The sequence below is a fragment of the Pseudomonas reidholzensis genome (assembly GCF_900536025.1).
Classification (GTDB): Bacteria; Pseudomonadota; Gammaproteobacteria; order Pseudomonadales; family Pseudomonadaceae; genus Aquipseudomonas; species Aquipseudomonas reidholzensis.
Map to the genome: position 1 here is coordinate 809824 of NZ_UNOZ01000013.1, position 12501 is coordinate 822324.

The 12501-nt window shown below is 65.8% G+C and carries 11 protein-coding genes; 4 read left to right on the forward strand and 7 right to left on the reverse strand.

Translation table 11 applies throughout. The features are described from left to right. Window positions 1-67 precede the first annotated feature (67 nt). The 3 genes from CCOS865_RS11955 to CCOS865_RS11965 all read right to left on the reverse strand — a co-directional run bounded on the left by CCOS865_RS11955 (window position 68) and on the right by CCOS865_RS11965 (window position 4634). Window positions 68-2386 (reverse strand): TonB-dependent receptor, encoded by a 2319-nt coding sequence (locus CCOS865_RS11955; protein ID WP_119140933.1) that lies wholly within the window; start codon window positions 2384-2386, stop codon window positions 68-70. An 84-nt stretch (window positions 2387-2470) separates the two neighbouring features. After that, complete coding sequence (locus tag CCOS865_RS11960; protein ID WP_119140935.1) at window positions 2471-3589, reverse strand: aryl-sulfate sulfotransferase; 1119 nt, start codon at window positions 3587-3589, stop codon at window positions 2471-2473. Between the two features lie 61 nt (window positions 3590-3650). Continuing rightward, entirely contained in the window at window positions 3651-4634 is a 984-nt protein-coding gene (locus CCOS865_RS11965) for an aliphatic sulfonate ABC transporter substrate-binding protein (protein WP_119140937.1), read from the reverse strand. A 34-nt stretch (window positions 4635-4668) separates the two neighbouring features. Between CCOS865_RS11965 and CCOS865_RS11970 the strand changes: the two genes are divergently transcribed. Further along, window positions 4669-5805 carry a GlxA family transcriptional regulator gene (locus tag CCOS865_RS11970; RefSeq protein ID WP_119140939.1) on the forward strand — a complete coding sequence of 379 codons (1137 nt, stop codon included), beginning with the start codon at window positions 4669-4671 and terminating at the stop codon, window positions 5803-5805. Between the two features lie 69 nt (window positions 5806-5874). After that, entirely contained in the window at window positions 5875-6591 is a 717-nt protein-coding gene (locus CCOS865_RS11975) for a glycosyltransferase family 25 protein (RefSeq protein WP_119140941.1), read from the forward strand. 10 nt (window positions 6592-6601) lie between these two features. On the opposite strand, the gene CCOS865_RS11980 is transcribed toward CCOS865_RS11975, so the two are convergent. Both CCOS865_RS11980 and CCOS865_RS11985 read right to left on the reverse strand, forming a co-directional pair. Further along, window positions 6602-7372, reverse strand: a complete 771-nt coding sequence (locus CCOS865_RS11980; protein ID WP_119140943.1) for an SDR family NAD(P)-dependent oxidoreductase — start codon at window positions 7370-7372, stop codon at window positions 6602-6604. Between the two features lie 55 nt (window positions 7373-7427). Further along, window positions 7428-7721: a chorismate mutase gene (locus CCOS865_RS11985; RefSeq protein WP_119140945.1), complete on the reverse strand. Its 294-nt coding sequence runs from the start codon at window positions 7719-7721 to the stop codon at window positions 7428-7430. Between the two features lie 136 nt (window positions 7722-7857). On the opposite strand from CCOS865_RS11985, the gene CCOS865_RS11990 reads away from it, so the two are divergent. Then, complete coding sequence (locus CCOS865_RS11990) at window positions 7858-8526, forward strand: hypothetical protein (RefSeq protein ID WP_119140947.1); 669 nt, start codon at window positions 7858-7860, stop codon at window positions 8524-8526. Window positions 8527-8579: 53 nt separating this feature from the next. Here CCOS865_RS11990 and CCOS865_RS11995 read toward each other — a convergent pair whose 3' ends face one another. Together CCOS865_RS11995 and CCOS865_RS12000 are read right to left on the reverse strand one after the other, a co-directional pair. Then, complete coding sequence (locus CCOS865_RS11995; RefSeq protein ID WP_119140948.1) at window positions 8580-9536, reverse strand: hypothetical protein; 957 nt, start codon at window positions 9534-9536, stop codon at window positions 8580-8582. 105 nt (window positions 9537-9641) lie between these two features. After that, window positions 9642-11102 (reverse strand): MFS transporter, encoded by a 1461-nt coding sequence (locus CCOS865_RS12000; RefSeq protein WP_119140950.1) that lies wholly within the window; start codon window positions 11100-11102, stop codon window positions 9642-9644. Between the two features lie 97 nt (window positions 11103-11199). Between CCOS865_RS12000 and CCOS865_RS12005 the strand changes: the two genes are divergently transcribed. After that, complete coding sequence (locus CCOS865_RS12005; RefSeq protein WP_119140951.1) at window positions 11200-12003, forward strand: helix-turn-helix transcriptional regulator; 804 nt, start codon at window positions 11200-11202, stop codon at window positions 12001-12003. Window positions 12004-12501 lie beyond the last annotated feature (498 nt).

Genomic DNA, 12501 nt, shown 5'->3' on the forward strand with positions numbered 1-12501 from the left:
GCGCGGCTGTTGTAGGAGCGGGCTTGCCCGCGATGGGACCGCCAAGGTCCCCAGCAGACGGCATCAATCAGAAGTCATAGCGCCCCGTCACCCCCAAGGTCCGCGGCGCACCCAATACCCCCGTATACGCCCCATTCGGCGAATTCCACAGCGTCGTGTAATAGGTCTTGTCCGCCGCATTGCGCAGCCACAGCGACACGTCCCACTGGCCATCGCCGACATCCCCGCGCACCCCCGCCGACAGATTGACCAGCGCATAGCTGGGCAACCGCGCATGCTGCGAGTCGTCCACCGTGCCCACCGCGTGCGAGCGGAACGCGTAGCTGGCGTTGACATATGGGCGCAGCGCGCCAGCCTCCCATTCGTAGGTGCCGTTGGCATTGAAGATCCACTTCGAAGCGCCGACCACGGCGTGCCCGCTCAAGTCGCAGGACGCCGGTGCACCAGGCTGCAGGGCCACTTCGGCCGGGCACGGGGCGTCGGCGTAGTCCTGATAACGCACGTCGTTCCAGGAGCCGTTGAGGTTCACGCTCAGCCCGCGCACCGGCAACAGGGTCGACTCGACCTCGACGCCGCGGCTGCGCACCGAGCCTGCGTTGGTCAGGTAGCTGGTCAGGTTGGCGTCGTCGTAGGCGTTGGTCTGGTAGCCATGTACCTCGGTCCAGAACAGGTTGGCGTTCAGCTGCACGCGCTGATCGAGCAGCGTGCTCTTGATCCCCAGCTCCGCATCGTTGGCCCGTTCGCTGCCGATCAGCAACGAGTCTGCGCCCGCCACCGGTGCGCTGGCGACACTCAGGTTGACCCCGCCGGACTTCTCGCCATGCGACAGCGAGGCATAGCCCATGACCTGGTCGTTGAAGCGATAGGCCAGGCTGACCAGCGCTGACGGGCTGAAGCTGTACAGGCTGAGGTCCCCCGAGTCGTAGGCGCCCAGCCGCGCGTTGCGCACGTTGGCCGCCGCGCCGGTCACTGCGGCACCGCCGCTGGGCGCATAGCGGCTGACCCGCGCCTGTTTCACTTCATAGGTGCCGCGCAGGCCGGCCGTCAGGTCGAGGCGCGGGGTCAGGTGCCAGGTGCCCTGGGCGAACAGGGCAAAGCTGTCGGTGTCGATGCGCCCCTTGCCCAGGCTGGAGACGTTGTTCAAGGCGCCCTGCGGGGTGCCGTTCCAGGTGTCGGCGAGCGGGCCGTAGTCAGTGAACACCTCGTTGCGCATTTCCTGGCGGAAGTAGTAGCCGCCCAGCACGTAGTCGAAGACCTCACCGGCCGGCGAGGCCAGGCGTATCTCCTGCGAGTACTGCTGGTCGCGCGCCGACTGGCCGACGTTGTACATCACCGGCACATTCAGCTCGTCGTCGTTGCGCGGGGTGAAATCCCACCAGCGCCAGGCGCTGATCGCGGTCAGGGTGTAGTCGCCAGGCAGGCTCCAGTTGGCCTCCAGCGAAGTACCGCCCTGGAACACCGTGACGCTCTGCTCGGCGTCGAGGTTGACCCGTCGGCCCTGCGCCAGGGTCGCGCCGACGGCGGCGGCGCGCTGTTCATAGCGGTTGACGCCGTTGATGGTCGGCCCGCTGCTGAACAGCGAGCGGGTGCCGGCACTGGAGTCCTCTTCGTTGTAGTCGGCGATCCAGCGCAGGTTGAAGCCGTCATTGGGCTCAAACAGCAGTTGCCCGCGAAAGCCCTGGCGCGTGCCGCCGCCGAGGGTATGGCCATCGAACTGGTTGTCGACATAGCCGTTCTCACGGGTACGGTAGGCCGACAAGCGTCCCGCCAGTTGGTCGTTCAGTGGCCCGCCGAGGCTGGCGTGGGTCTGCACGTAGCCGTCTTCGCCGAGCGACGTGGCAACGCTGCCCTCCGGGGTGAAGGTCGGCCGGCGGGTACTGATGTTGAGCACCCCAGCGGTGGTGTTCTTGCCGAACAGCGTGCCCTGCGGGCCGCGCAGCAGCTCGAGCTGGTCGATGTCCAGCAGGTCGAACACGGCCATCCCCGGGCGCCCGAGGTAGACGTTGTCGAGGTAGATCCCGGCGCTGCCTTCGAGGCCGTCGCTGGCCGGGTTGTTGCCCAGGCCACGGATCGACAGGCTCGACTGGCGGGCATGCATGAAGGCGACGTTGACGCTGGGCAGCGCCTGCTGCAGGTCCTGCACACGGTACAGGCGCTGGTTTTCCAGGGTCTGCGCCGAAAGCACGGACATCGCCGTGGGCACGGTCTGCGCGTCCTCGACGCGGCGTCGGGCATTGACCGTCACCGTCTTGAGGGTGGCATCGTCGGCCTCAGCGGCTTGCGCAGAGGGCGCCGCGTAACCCGGCGCGCAGGCCAGGGCCAGCAGCCCCGGCAGTAATCCGGGCCAGGCGCACGCGCGCGCGGGACGATGAAAAGGCTGGGTCATCATGAACTCCTTGATGAGGCACCTCTCGCTGCGCGTGGTCTGCGTAAGCGTGATGGGAAGGATGGTGGGGGTTGGGGTTGAGGCTCAGTCGCGCAGCCAGGGGATGTCCTGGGCCTGGTAGCGGTGGGCGCGGAAGATCGCGTTGTTCTCGCCCGGCAGGTAGGCGCGCGCGGCGGCGTCCGGGTAGGCGGCGAAATGCGGGTTGATGTACTCCCACACCACCTCGCCGGCGCGGGTCACTTCGAACAGCCGGCCGAAGTTGGCCTCGGTGATCAGCGTGTTGCCGTTGTGCAGGCGCTGGGCGCCGCCCATGAACGGGGTGAAGAAGGCGTAGCCGGGGGTGTCGGCGTATTGCCACTCGATGCGCTGGGCGTGCGGGTCGACCTCGATCACCCGCGAATGCGGCATCGACACGTGCGGGCGCGAGATGCCGTTGTCGAACACCAGGATGCGCCCGTCGTCGAGCTCGCTCGGGCAGTGCTGCTGGGCCACCAGGTCGTGGCCAAGGCGCCAGAGCACGCGGTCGCTGGCCTTGTCCACGGCGATCACCGACGACACGCTGCGCAGGCTGAGGATGACCTTGCCATCGCGGCCGGGGGTGACGGCGTTGGTCATCGGCCAGTGGTAACGCTCGAAGCAGGCGTGCAGCGGGTAGTCTTCCGGCGCCAGGTGCTCCCAGCTGCGCCATTGCCAGACCAGTGTGCCGCTGCGGTCGACCTCCTTGACCACGTCGCCGTAGATCACCCCACCCGGCGCTTCGCTGCCAGGAATGCCGCCCTGTACGCGCCGGGCGATCGCCTCGGGCAGGGGCTCGGCGGTGGTGTACAGCAGGTTGCCGTTGGCCAGCCACTGGGCGTCGTGATGGTGGGCCAGGTCGGTGTGTTGCCAGACCACCTCACCCTCGGGCGTGACCTCGCTGAACGCACCGCCATGCCACACCGCCCAGCCGGCGAACAGGTCTGGCGAGTCGGGGTGGTTGCCGTTGTAGCCGAGGTTGCCGTTGGCCAGGATCACCGCGTCGCGGCCGGGGCGCTGGGGCAGTTTCCAGTGATGCACCTGTTCACCGCGCAGGTTGATCAGGAACACGTTGCCGTCGGCGGTCTGCGGTGCGAACAGGGTATAGCCGCCCGCCGAACGCTCGGCGTCGACGGCGATCAGGCCGGTGGCATGGCGACGCAGGGTGGTGCTGTCGAGTGCAGGCATGGGTTTTCTCCAGGTGAGCGCCACCCTGCCGGCGAGTGCGGCATGGCGCGCGGGTTGCAATTCAGGGGTGTTGTGGCAGGAGGGCGTTGTAGCGGTCGTCGAAGGCCTCACTGACGTTCACTGGCCGAGGGATCAGCCGCGCTTCGGCGAAGCGGTCGGCCAGGCGTTGCTGCAGGCCGGCCACGCGGGCGTCCAGCGGCACGTAGCGCAGTTGCTGTTGGCCGAGCATTTCGCGCAGCAGTGGCAGCGGCAGGCGGGTGACCTGGCTCAGCTGTGCGGCCCACGCTTCAGGGTTGGCCGTGGCCCACGCCTGCGCCCGCGCCAGGCGCTGGATGAAGTCACCGAGCCACTCGGCCTTGTGCGGGTCCTGCAAGGCCGCGAGGCTGGCGACGGTGAAGTTGAGGCCGGTTTCCGGCCACTGGCTGCCGTCGAGCAGCTTGCGCGCGCCGCGCGAGGTGGCCTGGCCGACGAAGGGGTACCACACCGCCCAGGCATCCAGCTTGCCGCTGGCAAAGGCGTTTTGCGCGTCGATCGGGCTGGCGTAGATCAGCGTGACGTCGCGGGCCTGCAGCCCGGCGTCGGCGAGCGCGGCGAGCAACAGGTAATGGCCGCTGGTGCCTTTGGCGACGGCGATGCGCTTGCCCTTGAGGTCAGCCACGCGGGTGATCGGCGAGTCGCCCTGGACCAGCAGCGCATTGTTGTTCTGCGCGCCTTCGGCGCTGGCCACCACCCGCACATCGAAGCCACCGGCCTGGGCGAACACCGGCGGCGCATTGCCCACCACGCCAACATCGACGGCCGCGGCGCTGAGGGCTTCCATCAGCGCCGTGCCGGTGCCGAACGGGTGCCAGTCGAGCGTGTAGCCCTGCACCTGGTCCTCGCCGGCCGCCACCAGCAGCGCCTGGATCAGGCCGCTCTGATCGCCGACTTCCAGCTGCGCGGCAGGCGCGGCGTGGGCGGGCAGGGCGCCCAGCAGGGCACCGAGCAGCAGCAGGGGCGTCAGTCGGCGACGAAGGCGCTTGGCAGGGGCAGCGTTTGTGGGCATCGTCTGGGCTCTTCAATCGGAAAGTGCGCCCAGTATGTCCACGCAGCCTAGCCGTCACCATGTCAAACACCCCTCGTTTTCTGCCATCGCGGCGCCGCGCACGGTGCTGGTCCTGGCGTTTCCGGGGGCACTGCTGCTCAATGCCGCAGGCCCGCTGGAGGTGTTTGCCGCCGCCGCGCGGGTGTTGGGCGGCGAACTGGCGCAGACGCCGCCCTACCGAGTGGTGCTGGCCTCGCCCCTGGGCGGCGAGATCGAGACCATTTCCGGCATCGGCGTGATGACCCGCTCGTTGCAGCAGGTGGAGAGCGAGGCGCAGCTGGACACCCTGATCGTCATCGGCGGCCCAGGGGTGTCGAACCTGGAGCGCGATGCCCAGGTCAAGGCCTGGCTGCAGCGCCGCGCCCCCACGGCGCGGCGCCTGTGTTCGATTGGCACCGGCGCCTTTGCCCTGGCCGCCGCGGGCTTGCTCGACGGCCGGCGGGTGGTCACCCACTGGAGTTTCGCCGAGGCCCTGCAACAGGGCTACCCCGCGCTGCAGGTCGAGCGCGAGGCGCTGTACCTGCACGACGGCAACCTGTGGACCTGTGGCGGCGCCAGTGCCGGTATCGACCTCGGCCTGGCGCTGCTGGAACAGGACCTCGGCCCGCACGCGGCGCTGGCGCTGGCCCGCTATTTCACCTTGTTCCTGCGGCGCTCGGCCGAGCAGGCCCAGCTCAGCGCGCCGCTCAAGGCGCAGAGCGATGCCTTGCGCAGCGACCGTGACCAGCGTCTGGTGAGGCTGCATGCGTGGATCGCGGAAAACCTCGACGGCGACTTGCGGGTCGAGCGCCTCGCCGAGAAATTCGGCATGAGCCCGCGCCACTTCGCCCGCGCCTACACCGCGGCCACTGGCGGCACCCCGGCTCAGACCGTCGAGACCTTGCGCCTCGAAGCGGCGTGCCGCTTGCTCGAGACCAGCCAGGAGCCGATCAAGCGCATCGCCGAGAGCACCGGCTTCGGCAACGAAGAGCGCATGCGCCGCAGCTTCCAGCGCCAGTTGGGGGTTAGCCCGCTGGTGTATCGGTCGCGCGCGCGCCTGGCCTCGGCCAGCGCCGAGCACCCGCCTGCGGGGCAGACGGGCTTTCGCCACCCGGCAGGGTTGTCCATCGCCCTTGATCACCTGGCCAGCTAGCCTGCTGATCGGCAAACGCATCCTATACTGCAGTCCAACTCTCCTGATCGCCCGCGTTGAGGACTCTGGATGGACGTTGTCGACTATTTTGATCGCGCAAGAATCATCAATATCGCCTCACGCACGGACCGCCGTTCAGAAACGCTCGACGAGTTCGCGCGTAACGGCTTTCACCTCGATAACGACAAGGTCGGCTTTTTCGAAGCGGTCACCCCCAGCGAGGCCAACGGGTTTCCCAGCCTTGGCGTGAGAGGCTGCTTCCTGAGCCATCTGGGGATCATCGAAGAGGCCATCCGCCTGAACGTCGACAACCTGCTGATCCTGGAAGACGACATCCAGTTCTCCAAGCGCATTTCGCAATACGGCAAAGACGCCATCGCCTCGCTGGCGAACATGGACTGGGACATCGTGTTTTTCGGCCACCCCTTCGAAGGCAACGCCGGCTCACCGGCCTGGAAAGTGGTCGACCAGCCCATCCACCTGGCGCATTTTTACGCCGTGAACGGCACGTTCCTGGTCAGCTTGCGGGATTTTCTCTATCAAATCCTCGAACGACCGCCGGGGCATCCGGACGGGGGGCCGATGCACTATGACGCGGCGCTCAATACGCTGATTCACAGCAACGATCAGGTGCGGGCCTACTACTTCACCTGGAACCTCGGCTACCAACGGCCCTCGCGCACCGACCTGCATCAGCTGTCGTTGCTTGATCGGGTGCACGTGCTGCGACCGGTCATGACCCTGCTCAGGCGGTTCAAGGCGCACAAGCTCAGGCAGCTTCGCTAGGCGCGCGCGCTCACCACTCGACCGGCTGCCCATCCCACGCCCAGAACGTGCCGCTGTGCGCCGGGCCGTGCCTGGCCACTTGTTCGAGGATGCACTGCGCGGCGAATGCTGGGGTGAACAGGCGCTCGGCGGGCACGTTGGCCTGGAACGGTTGCGACAGCTGGGTGTCGGTGGTGCCGGGGTGCAGCAGCAACACCGTCGAGGCGGAGTTCAGGCGTTTGAGCTCGATGCTCGCGGTGTGCAGCAATTGGTTGAGTGCGGCCTTGCTCGCCCGGTAGCTGTACCAGCCGCCCAGGTGATTGTCGCCAATCGAGCCGACCCTGGCCGACAGTGCGGCGAAGGTCGCCGGTTGCTTGCGCAGCAGCGGTAGCAGGTGCTTGAGCAGCAGCACCGGAGCAAAGGTGTTGCTGGCGAAGCTCGCCTGCAGCCCCGCCAAGTCGAGCTGCGCCAGGCTTTTTTCTGCCTGTGCGCCGTCTTCCTGGAGGATACCCAGAGTGCTGATCACCAGGTGCAGGTGCTGCCACGTGGCGCTGATTTCGCGCGCCAACCCTGCCAGCGATTGCTCATGACGCGCATCGCAGTCGACCCGCAGCAGACGCCCCCCATATTGCTCGGCCAGCGCGGCCAGCCCGCTGCTGCCGGTCGCCTGGCGCGAGGCGGCCCACACCTGACGCACGTCATCGCGCGCGAGCAATGCTGCGCACAACGCCAGGCCAATGCCCTGGCTGGCGCCGCAGACCAAGACATTAGCCGGGTCGGGCAGATCGGGGATCAGGCTCATGCAGGTCACCTTGCCGGGGAGGGGTACAGGTGTGACGGGTGTCGTCGACCGACGTTCAGTTGCTCAGCTTCGCATGGGTGTGCAGTTCCTGCTCGATGAACGCGGCAATCATCGCTCTGTAGACCTGCTCGACGACGTCTGCCGAGGCGCCCGCATCGTTGGCCAGCGAACGCACCTTGGCGATCACTTGCTCGACCCTGGCGGGCGCACGGACATCATCCGTGGTCGTCTTGAAGGCCGCCGCCTGGGTGACCAGGTGACCGCGACGGGCGAGCAGGGCGACCACCTCGCGGTCGATGAGATCGATGCGCTGACGGACTTCTTCGATCGATGTGCAGGGGACGTCCATGTGCTTTCTCCTTGAGCATGGGTAGGCGGGTGTGCGGCTGAAACAGTAACCAGCGCCGGGGCGCCCGTCCATCTGCAGATGAGGTGTATCCTGTGCGCACCGCTAATGAATCGATAGGTCCCAGGGAGGGTTGTGGATGCGCATGAAGCGTCTTGTTGTACTGCTGATGTTGGCAGGTTCGGCGCAGGCCGAGCTGGACATCCAGTCAAGCAGTGATAACCCGCGGGGAGCTGAAAGAATCAGCAAGATGCAGGCAGCGATGCGCGAGCGACCGACGCAAACCTCCAGCTTCCCGACACTTGATCAGACCAATGCGGCGCTCAACAAGGCCAAGTTGATGGTGGGACTATCGGCGCAGTCGATCAAGTTCCACTCACCTTCTCGGGCAGCGATCGAAACGCTCGACTGCAGCCTTGCCAACGAGGCGCCATCGGGTGTTGAGCGCAAGGACGGCGGCCTGAATGGCGTCATGTCGGTGTACAGCTGCGGCGCTGCGTACGTCGTCACGTACGAGTACAACTACGAGGTGGCGCTCACGCAACGGGTGGGTGTGCTGGATGACGACTTCGCCAGGCACACCGACAAGCTCAACCCTTTGATAAAGACGACCGCGGTCAGCCGGGGTGGCACGCGTCTGACCATGCTGCGCTGGCTGAGCCCTGAAAACCAGATCAGTTACGAGGTCTACGCTGACCTTGCAACCTCTGTCGATGACGCCCTTGAACAGCGCCTGAGGACGGCACTGAGGGATACTGCGTTGAGGTTGAGCGAGGCGAAGCCATCCGCGCCTGAAGAGGCGCGCTGACGAGCGGCCGCTGTCGACCGGCCGCAACATACGGCTGGCCGACAAGCGTTGGCTTAGAGCGTGTGGGACAGCAACACTTCACCCGTTTGACCGTCTTGGATATCGATGCGCTGTGGCTGGATATAGACGTAGCGGTCTTTCTGGTCTGCACCGTTGATGCGGGTGCGTTGGACGCTTTGCACGAAACCGTAGATTTCGATTTTTGCGGTCGGCCGTGCGGCTTCGATCTTCCTCGCCAGTTGCTCGTCTTCTACCTTGATCAGGGTATCGTCGGTGGCATTGACGAAGCCGAAGTTGTAGTGCAACGGCAGGTTGGAGATGGTGGCTTTAGGCGGCGCGATCTTGGACTGGTTGCCGTAGGCCATGTTGCTCTTGTCCAGGTCGGTCAGGCCCACTTTGTCCGTGAAGAACTCTTCGCCGACCTTGAAGCCCTTGAGCGTGAAGTCATACGACTTGAGGCCGATGAAGTCGCTGGCCAGCGTCACCTTGACCCACTGGGTGTTCTTGAAGGGCTCGGAGATTTCACTGACGATGCCGGTGATTTCCTTGGCAATGTCGGCTTTCTCGAAACCGTCGGCAGTGCCTTTGCGTTTCTTCTCGAGGTCCAGCAGGCGTGGGTCTACGCCTTTGTAGTTGAGGATCACCGCACTGCTGTCGGCAACGTCGTCGGCGCTTTCTTGCCAATCGCGGCGCGCGTTGTAGATCTTGAAGGCAACCATGGTCTGACCGATATCGGTGTAGTCAGCGTCGCTGCCCATACCCGGATCGGTGAATTCGACCTTGTGAGGTTTGTCGGCGTCGATCCTGGCTTGGCGTTCGGCCGCTTGCTGGGCTTTTTGCTCAGGGGTGGGGTTGTAGACCTCGTCGGCTTTTTTCTGCGCGGCGGTGCGGGTATCCACCGCTGGGGCTTGTTTATCATCGCCGCAGCCGGAAACCGACAGTACGCCGAGGGTCAGTGCCACGGCGAGGGCCGTCCGCTGCAAAGGGTTTGAAGAGCAGAGCTTGGTCATTGCTGGAATCCTGAAGCGTGAGGGACGTGCGGTGCTGGCTAATTGCTAGCTAGCTGAATTCTATGAATTTTTTCAGCTTGTGTCACCTTTGGCAGGCCTCCCCGATCAATCCTCGCACGCTCTACGGCGCGTGTTTGCCAGCATCAGCAACAACAGCCACACCAGCACAGACGCTGCGAGGTTGTAGAGCATCCCCGCAACGAACGCAGACGCGTAGTTGCCCATCTGTGCTGTCGCTGCACCGTCACTGGCCAGTGCGGCGCCGAACAGCATGCCGACCACCGCCACCCCCAACGCGGCGCCGACTTGTTGCACGGTGGCGATCACCCCGGCGGCCATGCCGGCCTTGGCCTCGTCGACGAAGCCCAGCACCAGGTTGAGCAGTGGCGTCATGATCAGGCCCTGGCCGGCGCCGACCACGATCAGCAGGGGGATCAGTCGCTCGGGTCGCAGGTCCGCGCCGGCCAGTGCCACCTGCGCGATCAGCGCGGCGATCGCCACGGCGTACACCAGGGCACCGATGACGATGCCGCGTGTGCCCCAGCGTGCCACGAGCCGTGGCGCGGCCAGCGACGCTAGGACAAAGCCCGCGCTGCAAGGGGCGAAGATGCTGCCCGCCGCGAACGGGTCAAGCCCCATGCCGGTCTGTATCAGCAAGCTGAAACACAGGAAGAACGAGCTGGACGTCGAGTACACCAGCAGCACCAGCAGCGTGCCCAAGGCAAAGCGCCGCTGGCCGAGCAACTGCATGTCCACCAACGGTAACCCGCCGACCAGCCGGCGTTGTTCCTGCTGCCGATGGAACAGCACCAGCAGCACCAGTGCCGCGGCCAACGCGCACAGGCTCCAGGCTGGCCAGCCTTGGCTCGGCCCCTCGATCAGCGGCACCAACAACAACCCCAGCCCGGCACTGACCAGCGCCACGCCAGGCCAGTCCAGGGCAGGGCGCTGGGCCGCGCGCGACTCGGGGATAAAGCGCGCGACCGCGATGGCGAACAGGCCAATGGGCACGTTGATCAGGAAGATGCTGCGCCAGCCCAGCCCCAGCAGGTCGGCATGCACCAGCCAGCCCCCCAGCACCTGGCCGGCAATCGCGGCCAGGCCCAAGGTCATCCCCAGCAAGCCGAAGGCACGGCGGCTGTCGTCACCGCTGAAATGGACGCGGATCGAGGCATACACCTGCGGGAACAGCAGCGCGGCCGCCAACCCCTGCAACACCCGTGCGCCAATCAGCCATTGCGCACTGGGCGCCAATCCGCACAAGGCCGAGGCCAGGGTAAAACCGGCCATGCCGAGCACGAACAAGCGCCGCCGGCCGAACAGGTCACCCAGGCGCCCGCCGGTGATCAGCAGCACCCCGAACGCCAGCTCGTAGCCGGCGACGATGAAGCCGATCTGGGCGAAGCTGGCCGCCAGCCCGGTTTGCAGGCTGGGGATCGCCACGTTGACCACGAACAGGTCGAAGATCGTCACGAAGCCGGCCAGCAGCAGCACCGACAAACCGAGCCAAGGGGCCTTTTGCTGGGTGTTGGCACGCAGGCCAGAAGCAGAGAAGTGAGCGCTCATCTTGAGTCTCCGAACCAGGAAGCGCACATTCTCAAACCCTGGCCAAGCACTTACAATTTAACCCTTTATGCTGTTACTCAAAGTAATGAGATAACCGATGCGAACCATGGAACGAACCCGCACCGAGCTGGCGGCCTTTTTGCTGGCGCGCCGTGAGCGCCTGTCACCCGCTGATGTCGGCCTGCCCAGCGGTGGCCGGCGACGCACACCCGGCCTGCGCCGGGAGGAGGTCGCCGCGCTCGCCGGGGTGGGCCTGACCTGGTACACCTGGCTTGAACAAGGGCGCGAGATTGGCGTATCGGCTGCCTTTCTCGACAGCCTGGCGCGGGTGTTGAAGCTGGATGCCGGTGAGCGTCGGCATCTGTTCCTGCTGGCCCATGACCGCCCACCGGCGGAGCCGGGCAAGACCTGGTGCGTGGTGCCGCCGCTGGTCACCCGCCTGATGCACGACCTGGCGCCGCACGCGGCCTATGTGCTCAACCTGCGCTGGGATGTACTGGTGTTCAACGCGCCGGCCGACGGCCTGTTTGGTTTCAGCGGGCATCCCGCAGAGCGGCGCAACCTGTTGTGGATGCTGTTCACCGACCCGGCACTGCGCGAGCGCTTCGCTGATTGGGAGGAGCAGGCGGCGCAGATGCTCGCGAGTTTTCAGCGCGACTTTGCCCGGGCCAACCAGCAAAGCGATATCCAGGCGTTGGTGGGCGCGCTGCAAAAGGCCTCGCCGGAATTCAACCAGTGGTGGCGCCAGCATGACGTGCAGGCGCCGTGCAATGGCGTGCGTCAGCTGCGGGTGGACGGCAGGGCCGAGGCGTTCGAGCATACTACGCTGACCATCGATGCAGACCGGCACTTGCGGCTGGTGGTGTATGCACGTCGGCACGATGTGCCTGTATTGGGATAGTTGCCGGTGGGGGCGCGTTTCGATTGTTGAGCTTATCCGGTGGGTGTGGTGGCGCTGATGGCCCCTTCCGCCCTTACGGCGGGTCACTTTTTTTCTTGGAAAAAAGTAACCAAAAACCGCTTGCTCCTGCATCCGGCCCTTCGCTGCGCTACGGGTCCCCTCACTCCGGTCTTGCTCCCGTGAGGACCGCGCCGGACGGGCCTTCCTGGCCCGCGGCGCGGTCCTCGCGGGAGCAAGACCGGAGTGAGGGAACCCGCAGCGCAGCGGAGGGCCGTATGTGGGAGCCAGCGGTTTTTGGTTACTTTTTTCCAAGAAAAAAAGTGACCCGCCGTAAGGGCGGAAGGGGCCATCAGAGCCACAAAATGGAATGGATAAGCCCACAATCCCCAAGCCCAAGCCAAAGCCGCATTCAAAACCCCCCAGGCCCCTCGGAATCCCCCAGCGGCGCCACCGACAGCTTGATGCACACCCGCGCACCGAGGTTGTACAACGTCCACT